The following is a 23931-nucleotide window of genomic DNA, read 5'->3' as shown; positions in this document are numbered from 1 at the left end:
TACCCTGGCACCGATTAGACGGTGGCAGGGTAGGGTAAATCTTATGTGATGGAGTTACAGGCTAAACCGGGCGAACGGGGATAAAAATTTCGCAAACAATGTTATTGCTATCAATTTCGACGAAGTTTTCATTGTAATAAAATCGCTCAATATCACTGCCGTTCACTCTGGCTAACCCCCTGGCAGGTAATTCCATCAGATAGAGGTTTCGCGCCCATTCAGGGTAGTGCTCCCACTCACCTTCATAGCGGAAAGAGACATACAGTCCTCGGTTAATTGTCCACTCTTTCGGCATCTCTGAATCGGTTTGTTTGCATACCGTACCGGCAAAAGTTTCAACTGTGAGCAAATCGACCGATTTTGTTGATGGTTCGAACGTGGAGACGAAATAGATATCCGTCTTAAAATTCTTCATACATCTGACTAAATGATGACGTCGCAGTTTGACTTCTTCATCCGGTAATTTATTCGACACTTCAATATCATATTTAAATGAATTGCCAAAAATAGGTGTCTCAGGAAAGTTGACTAATCTACACTCCGTCTTTTGCTGTTGACGTATTAAAAAAGAAGGGAAGATATTTGCGAGATCCCAATAATCACGGTGGCGGTATTCACGGGGAGAGCAGCCGAATAACTTTTTAAATTCGCGGCTGAATGACTGCTGTGAATCAAAATGCAAAGAGAGTGCAATATCAAGCATAGATTTCGCGGAGAGCCGGACAAGAATGGCGGCACGACAAAGCCTTCGTTTGCGAATGTATTCTCCCAAAGGCACATGCATGAAATTTCGGAACAGAAGCTGGATGTTGCGTCTGCTGTAGCCAGATTTCTGTGCGATATCTTCGATTGAAATAGGGTGCTCAAGATTGCACTCAATCCACTCCAGGAGCTGCTGTAGAATCTTCTGCCTGATCATCACATACTCCGTTAATTCTTTGTCATATCGCACATTTTCGTTATGTCCTGGGCCCTAAGTGTATCAAAAACAGCAAGTCCCAAGGCAAAAGCACTGATAGCGTCTGCTTCATTGCCCCAAAAATAGAGAGGTTTCAGTCCTACATTATTAATGAATTTTTTGCATAAGTGATATCAAAATCCACATACTAATTTGAGGTTACGTTTTAACGTAGACTCATTGTTCATACCTAATGGAGGGACTGACAGTGGAATTTTCCGTATTAAGTAACAATCTGAAAATGCCGATGATGGGATTTGGTGTTTTTCAGGTTACCGATAAAGACGTGTGCAAACAGTCAGTGTTGAATGCTATCCGCACGGGTTATCGACTCATCGACACTGCAGCGGTATACGGTAATGAAGATGCCGTCGGTGAAGCCGTTCGTGAAGCCATATCTGAAGGTTTATGTACCCGAGAAGAGTTATTTATAACGTCTAAATTGTGGGTGCAGGATATGTTGAATCAGGATATTGCAGCAGCAGGTATTGAAGCATCATTAAAAAAATCGGGGCTAGAATACTTCGATCTCTATTTATTGCACCAGGCCATGCGCGATTATTTTAGTGCGTGGCGTGCACTCGAAGATGCCTATGAAGAGGGCAAATTAAAAGCGATTGGGGTTTCCAATTTCTACCCTCATGTTCTGGCGAACTTTTGTGAAACGGTAAGAGTTAAACCGATGGTCAACCAGGTCGAGTTGCATCCCTATTTTGCCCAACCAGAGGCGCTGGCAACCATGAAGTATTATAACGTGCAGCCTGAAGCATGGGCTCCGTTAGGTGGTGGACGACATAAACCCTTTGAAAATAATCTGCTTCAGAGTATTGCAGATGCCCATCAAAAATCGATTTCTCAGGTCATTCTGCGTTGGAATATTCAACGGGGAGTGGTCGTTATTCCGAAATCGACACATCAACAGCGTATCGAAGAAAATTTTGCTATTTGGGATTTCTCACTGACAGAGAAAGAAATGGCGCAAATTAGTTCGCTTGATTTGGGTTATGTTGGGGAATCGGTAAAACATTTTAATCCTGAGTTTGTTCGTGGTTGTCTTGCTGTAAAAATACATGATTGATATTAATCACTTATTTTACCTGAGACGACAAGAATCTTTTAATAGGGGAGTGATATTGACCTTCACTCTGTCATATCTCCGGTAATATGGCGTCAGGCTTCATCATCAGAAAGGGAGCCTGACGCCTGAAAAAGTGAACAACAGACAGTGTTCGGATTATCAATATTCAGTTTTTAACGTTGAACTGGATTCATTACTGCGTTGTTTAAGAATATCCCGCGCCGAATCTGCCATTATCATGACAGCACCTGCCAGCATCAGAGTATCTTTCAATACCAGACGACCAGCACCGGATAAATAAGGGAAACCATGATGAGCGTCACCCAATGCGGGTACCCATGCCTCCGGGGTGGTGATTAAAAATGAGAGTGTTACCAGCGGCGTGGTAAATGCCATCAGCCCACCCAATAAACCTAACCAGCGATTGACAGGATTAGCCAAAACCAGCAGAGCAATAATCACCTCCACGACGCCAAGACCGTTGGAAAAACCATAGGTATTATTAGCCGTTTGCCATGCTCTTGCTTCTGGTTTGTATTCGCCTTCGTGAGTCAGATGCTGTTTATAGTCTTCCGGGTGTTCATAAAAGAACGACATTAGTGGACTGTTTGCGACGAATGGTGTAATGCTGTCTGCCTCGTAAGGGACAAACTTTAATAACCCAATCCACATAAAAACAATCGCAATACTCAGACGAATCAATGTCAGGCCAATTTTATCTCCCCGACTTAACAGGTGCAGGTATCTTTCCATTGTAAACATCCTTATTTATACAATACTGCTGTTGCGGTTGAATTATTATCAATTCGCATCGATGTAACTTTCCAGGATGAAGCATTATATTTTCTGGCCATATCAGCAATGGCATTCTCAAGAACTGTCGGTGATGCTGATACTGATGAGACGCTGATATGTTTCAGAATTATTTTATCATCTGCATTGGTGGAAAATGCCATAACGCCAGATAATAGTGTTGCAAATAAAACAGATTTTTTAAACATATAAAATACCATCAATGAAGTGATTAAGAAGTTATAAAGTAACAGGGAATTAATAAGATTCTTTTCTCTGAGACGCCAGAATATTTGTTCTGGCGTCTGATTTTGAGTTTATTTGACTAATGAAAATAGATCATTGAGTGATTCGCTCATCGACGGATGAGTAAATATCTGATCGCGTAATATGCTATAAGGCAGCCCGGCATCCATCACCATTTTCACTATATTGATCATCTCGTGGGAGTCAACACATAGCAGTGATGCCCCTAATATACGTTGGGTTTTATTATCAACAATCGCTTTTAATACCCCACGAGTATCATTCATCACTCTGGCACGCGGAATTGCAGCTACAGGCAATGTCACCACCTGAATATCAGCACCACTCTCTCTGGCCTGTTCTTCTGTCATACCAACCCTGGACAGTGGCGGTGTCATGAATACGGAATAAGGCACATTTTTCCGATCATCAGTACTACGTCTGCCTTCTCCCAGCAATTCATCACGCACAATGCGGTAATCATCCAGTGAAATGTAAGTAAATTGCAGCCCGCCGGTAACATCTCCCATCGCCCAAATATTGTTTGCGGTGGTATGTAATTGCTTGTCAACGACAATTGCCCCGCGCTCGTTTACTGCGATACCTGCATTTTCTGGATGTAACGAAGCGGTAGCCGGTTGACGACCGGAAGCTATTAACAGTGCATCCACCGCCAGTTGGGCGTGCTCGCTATGCACTTGCACTTGATTTTCATGGTGACTGATTCGCTCCACATGGGCATTGAGGATTATATCGACACCCTGATCGCGTAAAATCGTCGCGATATTATCAGCAATATCCCGATCTTCCCGAGGCAAAAACAGCGAAGCTGCCTCTAAAATGGTTACTTTGCTGCCAAAATTAGCGAACATAGAGGCGAACTCAACGCCAATATATCCGCCGCCCAAAATACCTAAATGCCCAGGCAATTCTTTTAGATTAAGTAATCCGGTGCTGTCATATACACCAGGCGTGGTGGTAATTCCAGGAATTGGCGGAACCACGGCTTGTGCACCGGTATTAATAAAAATTTTCTCGCCATGAATCTCCAGATTTCTCCCAGGCCGATGAACACGCAGGCTATGATTATTGATAAACTCCGCCTGGCCGTCGATCACGTCGATATTGGGCATATCCGCAAGATTATGAAAATTCTTATTACGTAAAAAATTAACCACTTCATTTTTACGCTGTATGGCACGGACAAAATCTGTGTGCTGCTGTGCGTCATGAACCAATGTTTTGGTTGGGATACAGCCGATATTAATACAGGTCCCGCCATACATTGCATTTGATTGTTCGATGAGAGCCACACGCCAACCTGCTTTTGCCAGCGTGACGGCTAATGTTTTTCCAGCCTTGCCAAAACCAATAATAACTGCCTGATATTTATTCATGATGATTTCCTGTCGAAACGCGTTCATTTGACATCATGACTATAGACGCAAAAGAGCAAATAACATTTCTTCACAACGCTTGATATTTTGTCTTATCGTCTGGTATTTTCTTTTTCTTAATCAGAATCACAAAACAAAAATCATGATTAACTATTTGATGGTATTAGATTAATTATTGACTAAGATTGTTGGTGTTTGTAATCAAAAAACCACTCAGGAGTCTGATATGGATGCTCTTAGCCGTTTGTTGATGCTTAACGCTCCACAAGGAACGATCGATAAGAATTGCGTGTTAGGAAGTGACTGGCAACTTCCACATGGTGCCGGGGAATTGTCGGTTATTCGTTGGCATGCGTTAACGCAAGGAGCGGCGAAGCTGGAAATGCCGACGGGAGAGATTTTTACATTACGCCCGGGAAATGTGGTCCTGCTACCACAAAATTCAGCTCATCGCCTGAGTCATGTCGATAATGAATCGACCTGTATTGTCTGTGGCACTATTCGACTGCAACATTCGGCGCGTTATTTTTTAACGTCTTTGCCGGAAACGCTGTTTGTAGCACCAGTGAACCATAGCGTGGAATATAACTGGCTGAGGGAGGCGATCCCGTTTTTACAACAGGAATCCAGATCGGCAATGCCGGGAGTGGATGCTCTGTGTAGCCAGATCTGCGCTACATTCTTTACCCTCGCGGTGCGTGAGTGGATTGCACAGGTTAATACAGAGAAAAACATTCTCAGTTTGCTTCTGCATCCACGTCTTGGTGCGGTAATACAGCAAATGCTGGAAATGCCAGGACACGCCTGGACCGTCGAATCGCTGGCCAGCATCGCCCACATGTCCCGGGCAAGTTTTGCCCAGCTTTTCCGTGATGTTTCCGGAACCACGCCGCTGGCTGTATTAACAAAGTTGCGTCTACAAATAGCGGCCCAGATGTTTTCCCGGGAAATGCTCCCTGTTGTGGTGATCGCTGAGTCAGTAGGCTATGCCAGCGAATCATCTTTTCACAAGGCGTTTGTCCGCGAGTTTGGTTGTACTCCGGGAGAATATCGGGAAAGGGTCAGACAGCTTGCACCCTGAATAAAACCGCCAGAAATCAGGGCAAAGATAATCCGCATTCCGGGAGTTGTGAGCCTTTCAACTATTTCTATTTCCAACGGTGGTTTTGGGTTTTATATATTTTTTTGATGGACTCTAGCTCAGTTTTTAAATAAAAATGCAAACTAAATTTCTTCAATTAAATAAAATCCCGACTATTACTTGATACGTGATTATTGTCGGTGATTTTTTTGTACACCATCAGTGTATATCTCAATAACCCCTGAATAAGTAGCTCTGAATAGGTATAAGGGATGTAGCCTTTTTAAATGGATTTCTTATGCCAAAAATGATCGTCGATTTCCCTATAAAATGTGAGCGATGCCGAAAGAAATAAAATTAGTTATTGCATTTGAAGTTTAGATGAAAGATTATCATTTGTCATACAAATGAGGGGTGGTATGTTGCTAGCCAATTAAAAAAGAACGCCATATTTATTGATGATTGATCCCCCGGAAGGGGGGAACCATCGGGCATAAATGGGCATGAAGTAATGGAGTATTAGTTGTGAATGTCAATTTCTTTGTCACCTGTATTGGTGACGCCCTGAAATCAAGAATGGCACGAGACTCCGTGCTGCTACTGGAAAAACTCGGCTGTCGCGTAAATTTCCCGGAGAAACAGGGATGCTGCGGTCAGCCTGCGATCAATAGTGGTTATATCAAAGAAGCGATTCCAGGGATGAAAAATCTGATCGCCGCACTGGAGGATAACGACGATCCCATTATTTCACCGGCTGGCTCTTGCACCTATGCCGTAAAAAGTTACCCGACGTATCTGGCGGATGAACCTGAATGGGCATCACGTGCCGAAAAGGTTGCCGCGCGTATGCAGGATCTCACCTCTTTTATTGTTAATACATTAGGGGTAGTCGATGTAGGTGCCAGTTTGCAAGGGAGAGCGGTGTATCACCCATCTTGTAGCCTGGCCCGTAAGCTGGGGGTGAAGGACGAACCACTTACGCTGCTGAAAAATGTGCGTGGACTGGAGCTGTTGACCTTTGCTGAACAGGATACCTGCTGCGGATTTGGCGGCACGTTCTCGGTCAAAATGGCCGAAATATCCGGCGAGATGGTGAAAGAAAAGGTTGCGCACCTGATGGAAGTCCGCCCTGAGTATTTAATTGGTGCTGACGTGAGTTGCCTGCTGAACATCAGTGGACGATTACAACGGGAAGGGCAGAAAGTCAAAGTGATGCATATTGCTGAAGTGCTGATGAGCCGCTGAGGATATAAAGATGTCGATCAAAACCAGTAATACAGATTTTAAGACACGCATCCGTCAGCAAATTGAAGATCCGATCATGCGTAAAGCGGTGGCAAACGCGCAGCAGCGTATTGGGGCAAATCGGCAAAAAATGGTCGATGAATTGGGGCACTGGGAGGAGTGGCGCGATCGGGCCGCCCAGATACGTGATCATGTTCTGAGTAATCTCGACGCTTATCTGTACCAGCTCTCAGAAAAAGTGACACAAAACGGCGGTCACGTCTATTTTGCAAAAACCAAAGAAGACGCCACCCGCTACATTTTACAGGTTGCCCAACGCAAAAATGCCCGGAAGGTAGTGAAATCTAAATCGATGGTGACCGAAGAGATTGGTGTCAATCATGTGTTGCAGGATGCCGGGATTCAGGTGATTGAAACCGATCTGGGTGAATACATTCTCCAGCTGGATCAAGATCCGCCCTCTCATGTTGTGGTCCCGGCAATTCATAAAGATCGCCATCAGATCCGTCGAGTGCTACACGAACGTCTGGGCTATGAGGGGCCGGAAACGCCTGAAGCGATGACCTTATTCATTCGGCAAAAAATCCGCGAAGATTTCCTCAGTGCTGAAATAGGTATTACCGGCTGTAATTTCGCGGTGGCAGAGACCGGTTCGGTATGCCTGGTGACCAATGAAGGTAATGCGCGAATGTGTACCACGCTGCCTAAAACGCATATTGCAGTGATGGGAATGGAGCGTATTGCTCCCACGTTTGCAGAGGTAGATGTATTGATCACCATGCTGGCGCGCAGTGCCGTTGGTGCACGTTTGACGGGATACAACACCTGGCTGACAGGACCGCGCGAAGCGGGGCACGTTGATGGTCCTGAAGAGTTTCATCTGGTTATTGTCGATAACGGGCGTTCTGAGGTGCTGGCCTCTGAATTTCGGGATGTGCTGCGCTGTATTCGTTGCGGGGCTTGTATGAATACTTGTCCGGCATATCGCCATATTGGCGGTCATGGATATGGCTCTATTTATCCAGGGCCAATTGGTGCGGTGATTTCCCCGTTACTTGGCGGCTATAAAGATTTTAAAGATTTACCCTACGCCTGCTCTTTATGCACCGCTTGTGACAGCGTGTGTCCGGTGCGTATTCCGCTGTCAAAACTGATTTTGCGTCATCGTCGGGTGATGGCTGAAAAAGGGATCACCGCAAAAGCAGAGCAACGGGCGATAAAAATGTTCGCTTATGCCAATAGTCATCCAGGATTGTGGAAAGTTGGGATGATGGCTGGTGCTCATGCGGCAAGCTGGTTTATCAATGGCGGCAAAACACCACTCAAATTTGGCGCGATTAGCGACTGGATGGAAGCACGCGATCTTCCTGAAGCTGACGGAGAGAGTTTCCGTAGTTGGTTTAAGAAACATCAGGCGCAGGAGAAAAAGAATGGATAATCGGAGCAAATTTTTGAATAACGTTGCTCAGGCACTGGGGCGCCCGCTGCGACTTGAACCGCAAGCAGAAGATGCGCCGCTTAACAACTATGCTAACGAGCGGCTTACCCAACTTACCCAACAGCAGCGCTGTGACGCGTTTATCCAGTTTGCCAGCGATGTTATGTTGACGCGCTGTGAACTGACCAGCGAGGCGAAGGCGGCAGAAGCTGCAATACGTCTGTGTAAAGAGCTGGGAGATCAGTCGGTCGTGATTAGTGGTGACACGAGGCTGGAGGAATTGGGGATTAGCGAACGTTTGCAGCAGGAATGCAATGCCGTTGTTTGGGATCCGGCGAAAGGTATTGAGAACATATCACAAGCAGAGCAGGCTAAAGTGGGCGTCGTATATGCTGAATATGGTTTAACCGAATCGGGAGGCGTGGTTCTTTTTTCCGCCGCCGGGCGCGGGCGTTCATTGAGCCTGCTCCCGGAATCTTCTCTTTTTATCCTGCGTAAAAGCACAATCCTGCCGCGTGTAGCGCAACTTGCAGAAAAATTGCATCAGAAAGCGCAGGCCGGCGAACGAATGCCGTCATGTATTAACATCATCAGTGGTCCCAGTTCAACGGCGGACATTGAGCTTATCAAAGTCGTCGGGGTTCATGGTCCGGTGAAAGCGGTGTATCTGATTATTGAGGATTGCTGAGAGAGATATGTAGTCTGGACATAAACCTGAAGGCGGTATACGAGGTTGTGAATAACGTTAAGGACAACCTGACTTAACCCCGTTCCGTCATGGTTATGCTGCTTTTCTGTAAATATCCTGACATTAATAATGCCAGGATATTTACAGTTAAAAAGACAGGAATCCATTCCTGAAGACGGGCTCCCTTCCCGGTCACTGTCACTATAGTTTTATACAGGCACTCTCTGTCAGAATGCTGTTTATTACTGCCCAGAGTTTTGTTGGTATTCATCTACCATTTTTTTGACAAGGCAAAACATTACAGAAATCACAATACTTAGAAAAAATCCCAGAGCCAGGCAAATGGCAGCAGGGTATTTATTTTTTATTTCTGGTGAGCTTATAGTGACACAGCCATCACCGTTCGGATACAGTGACCAGTTCCTGGTCAGGTATATCATTTTTGTATAAAGCTCACTGTTAATTGCTGAAGGCGTTTGTATCTCATCGAGAACTTGCCTGCCATTATGGTATTCTGACGTATACCATTTAATGATAGACGCCTGCACGCGAGATATTTCCGCTTCAGCAGTTGGTAAATCTCTCTTATCTCCTGACCATTCCAGCTTTATTTCTCTGTTCTTGACATCTGGGCTGGTCTGAAAAAATGTAGTAATTCGCTGAATAACATCTTCAGTCATTGTGGTCTGACAGGCAAAGTTATTATTGCTATCACAGCTAACAAGTATGCCTGGTGTTGTCTGATTTATTTTTAGGCTGTAACTCACTTTTATATTATCTTTATTGATATACAGAAACAACAGCACCATTACCATACAGATAGCTATAATAAAAAGGATAACACGAATCTTTTTCTTCAGATAAAATAAAATCTCAATCAGATCGATATCCTGTTTGATTTGTTCATTCATAATATATCCAGAAAATGAAATCTGTCGCAGATAAGATTGTATTAATAGTCTGTATCAGGAATGTTCAGGGTAAATATCAGCAAAAAGCCAGCATCATGAATACTGGATATTTATAGCCTGCAGGCAGCATACTGCTGCCTGCAGGGGGTATAACAGTCGACAGGGGAACCGACTGCTTTATTCTTACCAGGTCACATTGATACCAACTACACCCTGTAGCGGGTTCTCAATGTCGTCACCTTTGGTGTAGTCAAGGCTTGCATATGCTCCCATGTTTTTGGTGATATCAGCTTGTACACCTGCACCCACGCGGAATGCTGCACCGTCAATGCTGGCATTGACAGACTCATCACCCAGACGGACTTTGTTGCCATCAGAGAATTCGTTCAGTGCGGCCAGATTCAGATAAGGTTTAACGGTCGCGTTGCCCACAGCGAAGTCATAACCCACGCGCGTACCGGCCTCACCCAGCACAGAGTTATAGCTGTCAGAATGAACGTCCACGCCGTTGAGTTGATAATCCACACCTTCCAGAGTCAGAGCAGACAGTTTGGCATATGGCTGAATAAACAGGCCATTACCGTCTTTCCATGTGTAACCGCCTTTAACCATCGCACCAAAACCATTGGTGTTAAAGTCAGCTTTGATGGTACCGCCACCATTCATCAGGCGAACATCTGCCGTGTTGCTGTAGTGACCAAACTGTGCAGCAGTATCAATGAAGATACCGTTGTTATACTGGCGGCTCAGGTAAGCGTGGAAGCTGTAACCTTCAGTGTCACCTTTGCTCTGCATGGTAGTCATGTCACCTTTCGCAGAAGACATCGCCACACCGGCCAGCCAGCTACCATCTTCAGTCATGAAGCGGGTATCACCACCCAGCATTACACCATTTACATCCAGGTCATAGGATGCATTTCCCGCGGTGGTATGTTTCTGTTTACCGCCAAAGTACTGAATCCATACGCCACCCTTGTCATTTTCGCTCAGACGGACAGCATCCTGACGGGCGGAGAGCGTGTCAGCCTGCAGATTAGCGACGTTAGCCGGAGCAGCTGCCATTGCCTGAATCACGGAGCTGGCGTTGGATGCTTTATGCGTGTTTTTTACGAAATAAAAGTTACCATCAGCTCCCTGTGTCAGGTCATATTGATACAGACCACCTTCCGTTGTGCCTGTGGCTTTTAGAGTGCTGTCTTTGCCGGTAGAAATAAATGCCGTTTGTTCATTGATAAGATCCAATGAACCCGCACTGTAAACACGCAAGTCACCGCTCGCTTTACCGCTGATATCCAGAGTGTTTTCAGAAGAGGCATCAACAATCAGAGTGCCGTTTTGAGAAGCAAACGTGCCAGTATTGACTGTAGCCTTCGTGATATTAACCGTACTGTCTTTTACTGCCAGAGCATCAACAGTTGAGGAACCCGTAACATTCCAGACAGACCCGTTTTGCAGAGATACACTGGCATCTCCTGCCCCTGAAACTTTGCCTTTCCAGACTGAACTATCGGAAAGATTTATATCCAGATCACTACCCGCTTTATCGCCGCTATTGAAGGTATAAGCATTACCTTCCCAGTAAGAGCGGGCAACGTTCATATTTACATTTGTTGTGGTACTGGCTGAATTCTCGCTTTCAGAAAGGGCCAGGACATCAGAGTAGATGGTTGAATCAGCAACAGACAAATTTAAATTTTGCGTTGCTGAACCTGCGCCTTGTGCCGAAGCAGAGGCATAAATTGTTTGTTTATTATTAGCCGCCCCAATTACTGAGCCATCCTTAATATTCAGGTTGACTGTATGAATTCCCGTCTTATTCCCGGCAGTAACTATTGTTTCAATCCCGCCATTAATAATATTTGAGTCAGCAAGGGTGATGTTGTCGGTTGCATCACCGTCAAAACCCTGCAACAAATTACCCTTTTGAGCAAAAATTGCCGTAGAGCCGTTGCTGTAACTCTTATTACCTTGAGCATTTATGGTTGTACCATTGAGCGTTAAATTATTTCCCGTGGTCGCTTCCAGAGATATCCCTGTCGCACTACCTTTTTCATTTTTTGCAACGAAATTACCGCCATTAACAACAACATCGCCAGTTGAATCAATGACCATTGCAGTCCGGACATAGGTGCCTTCACCTTGAGCTGTGATGGTGGAGTCTGTAGCATTAATCACAACATTTTTGTTACCACTAACTTTTACACCTTCAACGAAATCTTGGTTTACCGTTGATGCGGCGGTAATATCGTGACCGCCAAAAGTAACATTAAGGTCTTTATCTGAATCTGACGTTTCAATTGTTACGGCTGTAATCTTGTTATCACCGTTAATAACAACATCTTGATCCAGAGTCGTCTTCTCTGTATTCAGCGTAACCGGATCAGTTGATACCGTGCTATCAGTAGCGAATGCTGGTGCAGAAAGAGCCATAACAATAGCTGTCGCTAATGCGCTGCGGTAAAATACCTTACTGTTTTTCATGAAGAAATTCTCCATTCTGGTAACTAATTTCAATTTCCCACTTATTTATATTTATGCAGAGATAAAGCCTGCGTCCCTGCATTTACCACCACGGAATACCTGTTGGTATTTCCGTTTTCACGCAATGTCATGGCATTCGTTGTTTCCAATGCATTTCCATCACCGTGAAAATTATTGCTGCTCAGCAGCAGGGCTTCCCGCAATGACATGCTGTCCGGTATTCCCCAACGCTTTTTTAGCGACTGCTCGGCAAGCCATATCTGTCTTATCCCCGTTTTGAGAAACTGCGCACTGTATTCCCAGCTGTGTCCGGCAAGAAGTAACGACAACACCTTCTTTTGCTTTTCCGGGAAGCGTTCTGACATGACGATTGTCTTTGTGCAGTTATTCACCTCTTTCATAAAGACAGAGTAACTGTCCATAACTGGCAAAATTTCTGCATGCTTCAGCCCTGAAAACCCACCAGAGGCATTTGCAATACTGATGACACGCTCTACTGACATTCCTGGTTTCAGTAACCTCAGGTTTTTGAGAACGCCAGAAATACTCACATCCGGTGGCAGAAAAAAGGGCGCGACGCACAACACCACCACGAATGAGTGATCCCGATAAAATCGGAACCACATTTCAGCGCATTCGGCAGGTCGCCCTGCCGATATCACGACACTCTGTGGCCTGTGCCGCAATTTATTGCGTAACTCCTCTTCTGTTCTGATGCAGGTAACATTGCCGACAGAACCGGTTGATAGAGCTGCGAACTGCGCTGGTACAATTCCTGAGGGACAGAAAAGAACGAAACGCATCCTTCCCTCACAGATGTCAGTACGCCAGCACGCTGTACAGGCTGTACAGCGTGCCTCCCAATCCTGCAGCCCAGAACAGTAGAAATATTTTGGCTCCTACACTGTAGCGAGTCCGTATGCGCCGCAGTGGGTGGTAGTAACAACGCTGCTGTGTCATAACAATCCTGGTCTTTTTTTAGATATATTTTTTCTTTGTCCGGAAAGTACTTTTCCGGAAATGGCGTCAGAATTTATTGATTCACCAACGGCAACTTTCTCTGGATAAAGGATTCCGGATACCATGTTCTGCACATACTGAGTGAGTCGATGAGCGGAATGTTGTCCGATATATTTTGCATGTAGCCGTATATTCCGTTTCACTCTGCTGTCACCGCATCCCGTATAGAGCAGCCTGAAATCGCTCAGTGTTCCCAGTCCAAGTTTCATTAAAGCCCGTGTGGCAATCGCATGCAGGGTCTTTGAACTGCGTTGTTCATAACGGGCAATCTCACTGAAACTCATACCCTGCATCAGAATCTTAAGCACGCTCAACTCCCGTGCAGTCAGGAGCCAGAAATCGCTCATATCGCCGGGCAAAGGACGCAGTAACCAGCGGATAATTTGATTCTGATAACGACTCGCTGTCAGCATGGTGCCGATGCGTGGGAAGCCGTTATACAGACTTGCAGCAGGAGCATTATCGAACCAGTCGGAGTCACCGGTCAGGCAGACCTGCCATTGCCCGGCATCACTCCGCAAACGGGCGAGACAAGCCAGAAGAACCAACTCCCCTGAAGGAAGCGAAGGGATATCAGCTAACAGGTAGCCACAGGAGGTCTTTAAAACGAATTCAACCTCTGTAGTGACGTTGCTGTACACCCGCACGATATACCTGTCCGTTGGGATGAGAGACTCCAGTGCCAACCTGGTGAACTGACAGGCACTGATAATAACCAGAGGCTTCTTCATTCAGACTCGTCCACGCCATTGCTACAAAACCTGACATTTTGATTCAAAATGTCAGGTTTGGTTTAATAGCCTGAATATTTAATTTTCTTGGAATATAAATCTAATTTGTTTGGTTTTTATTGTTTTTAATTTTGTGTTATTTAACAATATGGGCGAAAGTTAATCACTGGTATGACCTTTGTGATTAATCATTTTAAATCATGGGGTTATTTTAATTTAGCTAGAAATATCAACATGTTATGTGTTTTATTTAATTGAATGGGCTGTTTTTTTATGGAAGAATTGAGGAAAACGTAGGAATCTGACATTTTGAATCAGAAGGTACTGTTTTAACGAGGCTTTTTTTTCCACACCCCTTTAAAACGAGCAGCATTACTGGCTGTGTATCTGACAGTATGCTGAATATTTCGATGACCCAGATAATCCTGAAGTAGTCGGGTATCGACACCATTGTCAGCCAGAGCAAAACCACAGGCATGACGTAACATATGAGGATGTGCTTTTACAGCTAATCCTGCACGTTTTCCAGCCTCACGAATGATAGAAAAAAAATGTTGTCTGCTGATAGGGCGGCGTTTCCGGGAGAGAAAAAGCCAGTCTCCTTCAACTCCGTTTTCAATTAACTTCCTCTGCTTAAGCCACAACTTGATCAAATTATATTCATCAGGAAGAAGAGGATGTGTTGTCGAGAAACCATTTTTAATACGCCGAATATTAAGTTGTTTTCCAGATGCATCAATATCGGATAAACGTAAATCAAGAAGTTCACTGGCCCTAAAACCGTGAATGAAAGCCATCATAATCAGACAGCGATTTCTTTCAGGAAAGGACATGCTCTGGGCTGCATCCATCAGCCTGTAGACTTCATCCTGTGTGAGATATTTTCTCGTCATACGCCACCGTGTACAGTTGTAAAAAAAAGAGAGGCACACCCAGATAAGTATGCCTGCAATCAGAACGTTATCGATGTAATCTCATTATCTCATTAATAAGATTTTTTGAATAGTAGTTCTACGCAACAGATTAAATATGAACTATTTATTGTGCAGCTTTTCTACAAGTCATTTTTAATGCGTGTTTTTATCTACTATAATGTGAAAAAATAAATATTAAAACTATGAGTGACAGGTCGTGTGGGATGTGTATTACGTCTAACGTTTTAGTAATTTTTTATTAGTTATGAGATATTTAACATCATTTCCTGTGAGATTGTCTTGTTGTGTATCCAATTGATTTTACTTTTGTTTTTTTGATGCATAAATTTGGAGGATAGAAAGTAAGATTAGCTTAATATCAATGATATGAATTTGTAAATACATATTGTTGCAAGGTGTTCTTTACTTTTTTGGTCGTGAGTAAATCATTGTTAATGGGTTCTACTCATAAATTAAAAATATTCATTTAAATGATTTTTACTTTTTGTATATCTCAATTTGTTTATTTTGCATTCATTTGATGGAGAGTATTCCAACACTTTTTATTTTTCGCAAAAAACTTATTAACAACTTTTTATTATCAATTGAAAATTAATGTAAACTAAAATGTTAGCGAAGCGATAATCTTGTGCTAAAAAATATTTAAGCATGATGATTAATTAAAGAAGAGTAAAAATAAATCACTGCTAATAAATTATACGAATCGTGTTTAAAGCTCCATGTGGTTTTGGTCTGACTTATTTTTGTACTCGTTACAAGAACCCTTTTCGTATATGCTAACCGTGAGCGGGAATGAACAGGTAACCATAGCCAGGAACATTAGCGGCGTAATTCTTAAGCTGAGTGGTATTTCATCTGTAGTTTATCTGTGTATGCATAGCACCTTCATCAGCCAGATTGAGCAAGTCAGCTTAGAATTTGCTGGCGAGATTGTCACGATGAAGCATGAGAGTTACCTCAGTGTTTTATATAAGGATTCGGTCCTCATAGTAGAACGGTAACTCTCAATCTGATCGGTTCCTGAGTCAGTTCACATCACGACTCATTTTTTCGCTCTCACCGGCATCCCATTTGCCACAAAATATCCCGCCGTGCTCCTCGGCAACGCTTCCTTCCCACGAATCATATCCGCTATTTTCTCGCCAATCATAATCGTCGTGGCGTTCAAATTGCCGGTGATAATTTGCGGCATAATTGACGCATCCACCACGCGCAGGCCTTCCAGCCCGTGTACGCGGCCTTCGCCGTCAACCACAGCCATCTCGTCATAACCCATTTTGCAGGTACCGCACGGATGAAACGCGGTTTCGGCGTGGTTACGCACGAACTCATCGAGCTGCTCATCCGTCTGGCATTCGACACCAGGGCTGATTTCGCGGCCACGGTATTGATCCAGCGCGGGTTGATGCATGATCTCGCGGGTGATGCGAATTGCGTCGCGGAACTCCTGCCAGTCCTGCTCGTGCGACATGTAGTTAAACAGAATTCCCGGATGCTGGTGCGGGTCGCGGGATTTAATCCGCACATGCCCACGGCTTGGCGAGCGCATCGATCCGACATGGCATTGGAAGCCGTGCTCTTTCACTGCGTTCGAGCCGTTATAGTTAATCGCCACTGGCAGGAAATGGTACTGAATATTCGGCCACGCAAATTCCTCACGGCTGCGAATAAATCCGCCTGCTTCAAAGTGGTTGCTGGCACCAACGCCGGTGCCGCCAAACAGCCACTCCGCACCGATTCTCGGCTGATTCCACCACTGCAGAGCAGGGTAGAGGGAAACCGGTTCTTTGCACTCGTATTGCAGATACATCTCCAGGTGATCCTGAAGATTTTCGCCGACGCCGGGTAATTCATGCACCAGCGGAATATCAAACTCCGCCAGCAGTTCAGCGTTGCCGACGCCGGAGCGTTGCAGGATCTGCGGTGAAGCAATCGCGCCTGCACATAACAGCACTTCTTTATTCGCCGCCGCGCGGGTCGGAATGGTGCTGTCGCCTTCCAGCCACTCGACGCCCACCGCGCGTTTGCCGTCAAAAATGATGTGATCGGTCATGGCGTGAGTACGAATGGTCAGGTTAGGGCGCGATTTGGCCTGATCGAGATAGCCACGCGCGGTGCTGGCGCGACGGCCATGCGGCGTGACGGTGCGATCCATCGGGCCAAAACCTTCCTGCTGATAGCCGTTGAGATCGTCCGTGCGCGGGTAGCCTGCCTGCATGCCCGCTTCAATCATCGCTTCAAACAGCGGATTGACGCCGGGTTTGGAGGTGGTGACGCTCACCGGGCCATCGCCACCGTGGTAATCGTTCTCGCCCACATCGCGAGTCTCGGCCTTGCGGTAGTAGGGCAGGCAGTCGAGATAACTCCAGTTCTCCAGACTAGGTTCTTGTGCCCAGTTATCGAGATCCAGCGCATTGCCACGGATGTAGCACATACCGTTGATCAGCGATGAACCGCCCAGACCTTTGCCGCGTCCGCACTCCATGCGGCGGTTGTTCATAAACGGTTCGGGTTCCGTCTCATAGGCCCAGTTATAGCGTTTGCCCTGTAGCGGGAACGCCAGCGCGGCGGGCATCTGGGTGCGGAAGTCAAAGCGATAGTCCGGGCCGCCTGCTTCAAGCAGCAGCACGGTTGTGTTCGGATCTTCAGTCAGACGGGTAGCGAGAACGTTGCCGGCTGAGCCGGCACCAATAATGATGTAGTCAAATTGCAAATAAACCTCCTGGTTAGAATATGGACTGGAATTTAGCCATCTCAACCTGGATGGACTTCACCTGGGTGTAACTCTGGAGCGTCATCACGCCGTTCTCGCGACCAATGCCGGAGTGTTTGTAGCCGCCAACGGGTATCTCTGCCGGGGATTCGCCCCAGGTGTTGATCCAGCAAATACCCGCTTCCAGCTGATGAATGACGCGATGCGCGCGGTTCAGGTCCGCCGTCACGATACCCGCCGCCAGACCGTAGTCGGTATCGTTAGCGCGGCGAATGACTTCGTCTTCCGACTCGTAGGTCAGAATGGACATCACCGGCCCGAAAATCTCTTCGCGCACAATGGTCATATCGTCGCTGCAATCGGTGAACACGGTCGGTGCAACCCATGCGCCGTTATCGAAGCTATCCCCCTTCAGTACATTGCCGCCGCACAGTACGCGCGCGCCTTCCTCTTTGCCTTTGGCGATATAGCGCAGCACGTTATCGCGATGCGGGAAGCTGACCAGCGGGCCGAAGTTAGTTTGCGGATCGAAAACGTCGCCCGCGCGAATGCGCTCAACGCGCGCCAGAACCTTTTGTTCAAATGCGGCTTTGCATTTCGTCGGAACGAAGACGCGAGTGCCGTTGGTACACACCTGACCGGAGCTGAAGAAATTCGCCATCATGGCGATATCGGCGGCGAGATCGAGATCCGCATCGTCGAAAACGATCAGCGGTGATTTACCGCCCAGCTCCATGGTCACTTCTTTCAGGGAGGAAGCTGCCGAGTTAGCCATCACTTTTTTGCCGCTGGCGACGCCGCCGGTAAATGACACTTTGGCAATGCCCGGATGATCGGTCAGATATTGCCCGGTCTCCGCGCCCACGCCCGGCAACACGTTAAATACACCGTCCGGCAGGCCCGCTTCGCTGTAAATTTCAGCCAGCTTTAACGCGGTAAGCGGGGTGACTTCGCTCGGTTTGAAGATCATCGCGTTACCCGCCGCCAGCGCGGGGGCGGATTTCCACAAAGCAATCTGGATCGGGTAGTTCCATGCGCCAATCCCCGCCACTACGCCCAGCGGTTCGCGGCGGGTATAAACAAATGACGTCTCACGCAACGGGATCTGGCTGCCTTCCAGCGCCGGGATCAGCCCGGCATAGTACTCCAGCACGTCCGCACCGGTAACGATATCGACGGTTGAGGTTTCCGAATATGCTTTTCCGGTGTCGAGGGTTTCCAGTTTTGCGAGTTCGTCATTGCGTTCACGCAGAATATCAACGGCCCGACGCAGAATACGCGAGCGTTCCATAGCGGTCATCGCCGCCCAGATTTTTTGCCCTTGTTGGGCACTCTTCACGGCGCGATCGACATCCTCACGCCCGGCGGCCTGCACGGTCGCCAGCACGTTACCGTTGGCCGGGTTAATGGTCTCGAAGGTGCGACCGCTGGTGGCGGAGGTATAACCACCATGTATATAAAGCTGCTGTTCTGCCATTCGGGACATCACGTCTCCTCGGTTAATCGGTGGGTAAATGCTGAGTAATAAAGTGACGGGTCAGCGAGTGTGCGAGAGGTTTATCCAGCGGTTTGCCGCTCAGTGCCGCGCGCAGCCATAATCCGTCAATTAGCGCGGCAAGGCCGTAGCCCGCTTCCTGTGCCTGTTGGCGCGGTAACTCGCGGCGAAATTCGCTCACCAGATTCGACAATAAGCGGCGGCTACTGACCTGCTGCAAGCGATAGAGCATCGGCTGATGCATACTGCTGGCCCAGAAGGCCAGCCAGGCTTTCATCGCCGCACTGCTCACCTGGGTTTCATCGAAGTTTCCGCCAACAATCGCCTGTAATCGCCGCTCTGCACTGCCCTGCGGAAGTGCATGTAATCGATTCAAAACCGCGTCACGCAGCTGACTGGTGATATCGCGCATGGTTGCTTCCAGCAGACCATTTTTGTCCCTGAAATAGTGGCTGATGATCCCCGTAGAAACGCCTGCACGGCGGGCGATCTGCGCGATCGTTGCATCGTGCATGCCCACTTCATTTATTGCTTCCAGCGTGGCGTCGATCAGTTGTCTGCGCCGGATCGACTGCATTCCCAATTTGGGCATTTTCGCCACTCCATTCATCAGCGTTGTTTATCTATTAAAGCGGTTATTGATTGGACGTTCAATATAAAATGTGTCTTAATTGTTACTAATTTGATTTTAAATGGTAACAGTAACAGTGGGGATACTGGATGACAGACCTTTCACACAGCAGGGAAAAGGACAAAATCAATCCGGTGGTGTTTTACACTTCCGCCGGACTGATTTTGTTGTTTTCCCTGACAACGATCCTGTTTCGCGACTTCTCGGCCCTGTGGATTGGCCGCACGCTGGACTGGGTTTCTAAAACCTTCGGTTGGTACTATCTGCTGGCGGCAACGCTCTATATTGTCTTTGTGGTCTGTATCGCTTGTTCGCGTTTTGGTTCGGTGAAGCTCGGGCCAGAACAATCAAAACCGGAATTCAGTCTGCTGAGTTGGGCGGCGATGCTGTTTGCTGCCGGGATCGGTATCGACCTGATGTTCTTCTCCGTAGCCGAACCGGTAACGCAGTATATGCAGCCGCCGGAAGGCGCGGGACAGACGATTGAGGCCGCGCGTCAGGCGATGGTCTGGACGCTGTTTCACTACGGCTTAACCGGCTGGTCGATGTATGCGCTGATGGGCATGGCGCTCGGATACTTTAGCTATCGTTATAATTTGCCGCTCACTATCCGCTCGGCGCTGTACCCGATCTTCGGTAAACGGATTAACGGGCCGATAGGTCACTCAGTGGATATTGCTGCGGTGATCGGCACCATCTTCGGTATTGCCACTACGCTCGGTATCGGTGTGGTGCAGCTTAACTATGGCTTGAGCGTGCTGTTTGATATTCCCGATTCGATGGCGGCGAAAGCGGCACTGATCGCCTTGTCGGTGATCATCGCCACTATCTCGGTGACATCCGGTGTTGATAAGGGCATTCGCGTGTTATCGGAACTCAACGTTGCGCTGGCGCTGGGATTGATTCTGTTCGTGTTGTTTATGGGCGACACCTCGTTCCTGCTTAATGCACTGGTGCTGAATGTTGGCGACTATGTGAATCGCTTTATGGGCATGACGCTCAACAGTTTTGCCTTCGACCGTCCGGTTGAGTGGATGAATAACTGGACGCTCTTCTTCTGGGCATGGTGGGTGGCATGGTCGCCGTTTGTCGGCTTGTTCCTGGCGCGTATCTCGCGTGGGCGTACCATTCGCCAGTTCGTGCTGGGCACGTTGATTATTCCGTTTACCTTCACGCTGTTATGGCTCTCGGTATTCGGCAATAGCGCGCTGTATGAAATCATCCACGGCGGCGCGGCATTTGCCGAGGAAGCGATGGTCCATCCGGAGCGCGGCTTCTACAGCCTGCTGGCGCAGTATCCGGCGTTTACCTTTAGCGCCTCCGTCGCCACCATTACTGGCCTGCTATTTTATGTGACCTCGGCGGACTCCGGTGCGCTGGTGCTGGGGAATTTCACCTCGCAGCTTAAAGATATCAACAGCGACGCCCCCGGCTGGCTGCGCGTCTTCTGGTCGGTGGCGATTGGCCTGCTGACGCTAGGCATGCTGATGACCAACGGGATATCCGCGCTGCAAAACACCACGGTGATTATGGGCCTGCCGTTCAGCTTTGTGATCTTCTTCGTGATGGCGGGGTTGTATAAATCTCTGAAGGTAGAAGATTACCGCCGTGAAAGTGCCAACCGCGATACCGCACCGCGACCGCTGGGTCTTCAGGATCGCCTGAGCTGGAAAAAACGTCTCTCGCGCCTGATGAATTATCCGGGCACGCGTTACACTAAACAGATGATGGAGACGGTCTGTTATCCGGCAATGGAAGAAGTGGCGCAGGAACTGCGGTTGCGCGGCGCGTACGTGGAGCTAAAAAACCTGCCGCCGGAAGAGGGACAACAGTTGGGGCATCTGGATTTGTTGGTGCATATGGGCGAAGAGCAGAACTTTGTCTATCAGATTTGGCCGCAGCAATATTCAGTGCCGGGCTTTACCTACCGCGCACGTAGCGGGAAATCGACCTACTACCGGCTGGAAACCTTCCTGTTAGAAGGCAGCCAGGGCAACGACCTGATGGACTACAGCAAAGAGCAGGTGATCACCGATATTCTCGACCAGTACGAGCGGCACCTTAACTTTATCCATCTCCATCGTGAAGCGCCGGGCCATAGCGTGATGTTCCCGGACGCGTGATTGTTATTGCATAAAACCGCGCCATGTCTGCATATGGCGCGGTTTCTCTTACCTCTTGATACGTTATATCTGTACAGTTAAGCCCTTAGTATCGATTGATGATTGCCAGGCAACAGATAATAAAAAAGAAAAGAACTATTGAAGCCCAAAAACTACGTTTGGACTGTTGTGAATGTTCAATAAGCTTAGTCTTATTTAATGTAAATATTGGTGCTAATTTGAAATGACGCTTTATTCATGGGGAACGCGTAGCGCAAATCAACTAAAATCAATGTAACCGTTTGTTGTTTAAGGTTTAATTGTCTGTGTCTGATATTTTATTGATTGTTTTAAATATTGTTTTTATTGTCATTGTTATAATGTTGGCTATCTATTGCTGAATGGATTCAGTCTTAAAAAGCAGGTTGTTAAGGGATAGGCATGGAGTAATGACGTGTATGCATAACCAACATCTTTACTCATTATGTCATTGAATGTTGACGCTATGTGTTTATGAGGTTGAGGTATTTTCAGTTGATCTGGATTGTTAAATTCATATAATGCGCCTTTACTCATGAATGGGCGTCAATACGTAGTGGGAAATTATAAATATCGAAATAGTCCAACTACTTCTTTATTACCAAAAATGAGTATCTGAATTTTAATATTGCATTCTTGCGTGATTATCTCCTGAGTTTGACTTGTGATTACCTTTTTAAGGTATTTAGCGTAACTGTTTTTGAGCGAGCATCAGAGGTAAAGATAATCTTCTTGATAGTGATGTGGGATGTTATACGTATGGCATCGCTAATGTTTATGGTTACCCCTTATGTGTGCTCAGGAATCCACAGGTAATCACTCATACTGAACAGCGATAAAAGATAAAAGGTGTGTTCATGAATTCATGTGATTTTCGTGTTTTTCTGCAAGAGTTCGGTACAACGGTTCATTTGTCATTGCCTGGTAGCGTATCCGAGAAAGAACGACTGCTACTCAAGCTGCTGATGCAGGGAATGTCTGTAACAGAAATATCACAGTACAGAAATCGCAGTGCAAAGACCATTTCACATCAAAAGAAACAGCTCTTTGAGAAACTGGGGATTCAGAGCGATATTACTTTCTGGCGGGATATTTTCTTTCAGTACAATCCGGAGATCATATCCGCCACGGGTAATAATAGTCACAAATATATTAATGATAATCACTATCACCATATCGTCACGCCTGAAGCCATCAGTCTGGCGTTGGAAAACCACGAGTTTAAACCGTGGATCCAACCGGTTTTCTGCGCGCAGACTGGGGTACTGACGGGCTGTGAAGTGCTTGTCCGCTGGGAACATCCACAAACGGGAATGATCCCACCGGATCAGTTTATTCCTCTGGCGGAGTCATCCGGTCTTATTGTCATAATGACTCGCCAGCTGATGAAACAGACTGCGGATATTCTGATGCCGGTAAAACATTTGCTGCCGGACAATTTCCATATTGGTATCAACGTCTCGGCGGGCTGTTTTTTGGCTGCGGGATTTGAAAAAGAGTGTCTGAACCTGGTTAAGAAATTAGGTAACGATAAAATCAAGCTGGTTCTTGAGCTGACGGAACGTAATCCTATTCCGGTAACGCCAGAAGCCAGAGCGATATTTGACAGCCTTCATCAGCACAATATTACTTTTGCGCTGGATGACTTTGGTACGGGTTATGCGACCTATCGTTACTTGCAGGCGTTCCCGGTCGATTTTATTAAAATTGACAAGTCGTTTGTGCAAATGGCGAGTGTCGATGAAATCTCCGGTCATATTGTGGACAATATTGTCGAACTGGCGCGTAAGCCTGGTCTGAGTATCGTGGCGGAAGGGGTAGAAACCCAGGAGCAGGCGGATTTAATGATCGGTAAAGGCGTTCACTTTTTACAGGGCTATTTGTACTCTCCGCCAGTACCGGGTAATAAATTTATCTCTGAATGGGTAATGAAAGCAGGTGGTTGATGTA

General features: G+C 46.7%; 19 protein-coding genes. 7 read left to right on the top strand and 12 right to left on the bottom strand.

Annotated features, from left to right (window positions below; translation table 11 throughout):
- Positions 1-61: 61 nt before the first annotated feature.
- Positions 62-919 carry a helix-turn-helix domain-containing protein gene (locus tag HBM92_RS18720; RefSeq protein ID WP_000620996.1) on the bottom strand — a complete coding sequence of 286 codons (858 nt, stop codon included), beginning with the start codon at positions 917-919 and terminating at the stop codon, positions 62-64.
- Between the two features lie 247 nt (positions 920-1166).
- Between HBM92_RS18720 and HBM92_RS18715 the strand changes: the two genes are divergently transcribed.
- The gene (locus HBM92_RS18715; RefSeq protein ID WP_001295799.1) at positions 1167-2036 is read left to right on the top strand and encodes an aldo/keto reductase; all 870 of its coding nucleotides are present in this window, start codon (positions 1167-1169) and stop codon (positions 2034-2036) included.
- Positions 2037-2195: 159 nt separating this feature from the next.
- On the opposite strand, the gene rclC is transcribed toward HBM92_RS18715, so the two are convergent.
- The 3 genes from rclC to rclA all read right to left on the bottom strand — a co-directional run bounded on the left by rclC (position 2196) and on the right by rclA (position 4471).
- A complete protein-coding gene (rclC, locus tag HBM92_RS18710; RefSeq protein ID WP_001298546.1) occupies positions 2196-2789 on the bottom strand; it encodes a reactive chlorine species resistance protein RclC in 594 nt (197 codons plus the stop codon).
- An 11-nt stretch (positions 2790-2800) separates the two neighbouring features.
- Positions 2801-3037, bottom strand: coding sequence for a reactive chlorine resistance periplasmic protein RclB (gene rclB, locus HBM92_RS18705; RefSeq protein ID WP_000474088.1), 237 nt, complete (start codon positions 3035-3037; stop codon positions 2801-2803).
- A 108-nt stretch (positions 3038-3145) separates the two neighbouring features.
- On the bottom strand, positions 3146-4471 hold the full coding sequence (rclA, locus tag HBM92_RS18700; protein ID WP_001046333.1) for a reactive chlorine resistance oxidoreductase RclA: 1326 nt from the start codon (positions 4469-4471) through the stop codon (positions 3146-3148).
- A 226-nt stretch (positions 4472-4697) separates the two neighbouring features.
- On the opposite strand from rclA, the gene rclR reads away from it, so the two are divergent.
- From rclR to HBM92_RS18680, 4 genes are all read left to right on the top strand, one after another.
- On the top strand, positions 4698-5552 hold the full coding sequence (rclR, locus tag HBM92_RS18695; RefSeq protein WP_001304864.1) for a reactive chlorine-specific transcriptional regulator RclR: 855 nt from the start codon (positions 4698-4700) through the stop codon (positions 5550-5552).
- 525 nt (positions 5553-6077) lie between these two features.
- Entirely contained in the window at positions 6078-6797 is a 720-nt protein-coding gene (locus HBM92_RS18690; RefSeq protein WP_001102123.1) for a (Fe-S)-binding protein, read from the top strand.
- Positions 6798-6807: 10 nt separating this feature from the next.
- On the top strand, positions 6808-8235 hold the full coding sequence (locus HBM92_RS18685; protein ID WP_000023919.1) for a LutB/LldF family L-lactate oxidation iron-sulfur protein: 1428 nt from the start codon (positions 6808-6810) through the stop codon (positions 8233-8235).
- Entirely contained in the window at positions 8228-8923 is a 696-nt protein-coding gene (locus tag HBM92_RS18680; RefSeq protein ID WP_001298555.1) for a lactate utilization protein C, read from the top strand. The genes HBM92_RS18685 and HBM92_RS18680 overlap by 8 nt, the downstream gene beginning before the upstream one ends.
- 242 nt (positions 8924-9165) lie before the next feature.
- Here the strand turns inward: HBM92_RS18680 and ykgH are convergent, their stop codons facing one another.
- From ykgH to betI, 8 genes are all read right to left on the bottom strand, one after another.
- Positions 9166-9834 carry a protein YkgH gene (ykgH, locus tag HBM92_RS18675; RefSeq protein WP_001005270.1) on the bottom strand — a complete coding sequence of 223 codons (669 nt, stop codon included), beginning with the start codon at positions 9832-9834 and terminating at the stop codon, positions 9166-9168.
- Positions 9835-10017: 183 nt separating this feature from the next.
- The gene (hyxB, locus tag HBM92_RS25615) at positions 10018-12315 is read right to left on the bottom strand and encodes an outer membrane autotransporter HyxB (protein ID WP_000798212.1); all 2298 of its coding nucleotides are present in this window, start codon (positions 12313-12315) and stop codon (positions 10018-10020) included.
- Positions 12316-12356: 41 nt separating this feature from the next.
- Positions 12357-13118: a protein HyxA gene (gene hyxA / locus HBM92_RS18660; protein WP_001213046.1), complete on the bottom strand. Its 762-nt coding sequence runs from the start codon at positions 13116-13118 to the stop codon at positions 12357-12359.
- 153 nt (positions 13119-13271) lie between these two features.
- Entirely contained in the window at positions 13272-14066 is a 795-nt protein-coding gene (gene hyxR / locus HBM92_RS18655; RefSeq protein WP_001304859.1) for a LuxR family transcriptional regulator HyxR, read from the bottom strand.
- Positions 14067-14395: 329 nt separating this feature from the next.
- Positions 14396-14959 carry a tyrosine-type DNA invertase IpbA gene (gene ipbA, locus HBM92_RS18650; RefSeq protein WP_001295805.1) on the bottom strand — a complete coding sequence of 188 codons (564 nt, stop codon included), beginning with the start codon at positions 14957-14959 and terminating at the stop codon, positions 14396-14398.
- A gap of 1084 nt (positions 14960-16043) precedes the next feature.
- Positions 16044-17714, bottom strand: coding sequence for a choline dehydrogenase (gene betA, locus HBM92_RS18645; protein WP_001159142.1), 1671 nt, complete (start codon positions 17712-17714; stop codon positions 16044-16046).
- Between the two features lie 13 nt (positions 17715-17727).
- Positions 17728-19200: a betaine-aldehyde dehydrogenase gene (gene betB, locus HBM92_RS18640; RefSeq protein ID WP_001443225.1), complete on the bottom strand. Its 1473-nt coding sequence runs from the start codon at positions 19198-19200 to the stop codon at positions 17728-17730.
- A 13-nt stretch (positions 19201-19213) separates the two neighbouring features.
- Entirely contained in the window at positions 19214-19801 is a 588-nt protein-coding gene (betI, locus tag HBM92_RS18635; protein ID WP_001313612.1) for a transcriptional regulator BetI, read from the bottom strand.
- Between the two features lie 128 nt (positions 19802-19929).
- Here betI and betT point away from each other — a divergent pair, with 128 nt between their 5' ends.
- Entirely contained in the window at positions 19930-21963 is a 2034-nt protein-coding gene (betT, locus tag HBM92_RS18630; protein WP_000131040.1) for a choline BCCT transporter BetT, read from the top strand.
- A gap of 875 nt (positions 21964-22838) precedes the next feature.
- Positions 22839-23927 (top strand): DNA-binding transcriptional activator/c-di-GMP phosphodiesterase PdeL, encoded by a 1089-nt coding sequence (gene pdeL / locus HBM92_RS18625; RefSeq protein ID WP_001295808.1) that lies wholly within the window; start codon positions 22839-22841, stop codon positions 23925-23927.
- The last annotated feature ends 4 nt before the right edge of the window (positions 23928-23931 follow it).

This window comes from Escherichia sp. E.sYA108, assembly GCF_011754335.1.
GTDB classification, from domain to species: Bacteria; Pseudomonadota; Gammaproteobacteria; order Enterobacterales; family Enterobacteriaceae; genus Escherichia; species Escherichia coli.
This window is presented reverse-complemented; position numbering and strand designations above follow the sequence as displayed.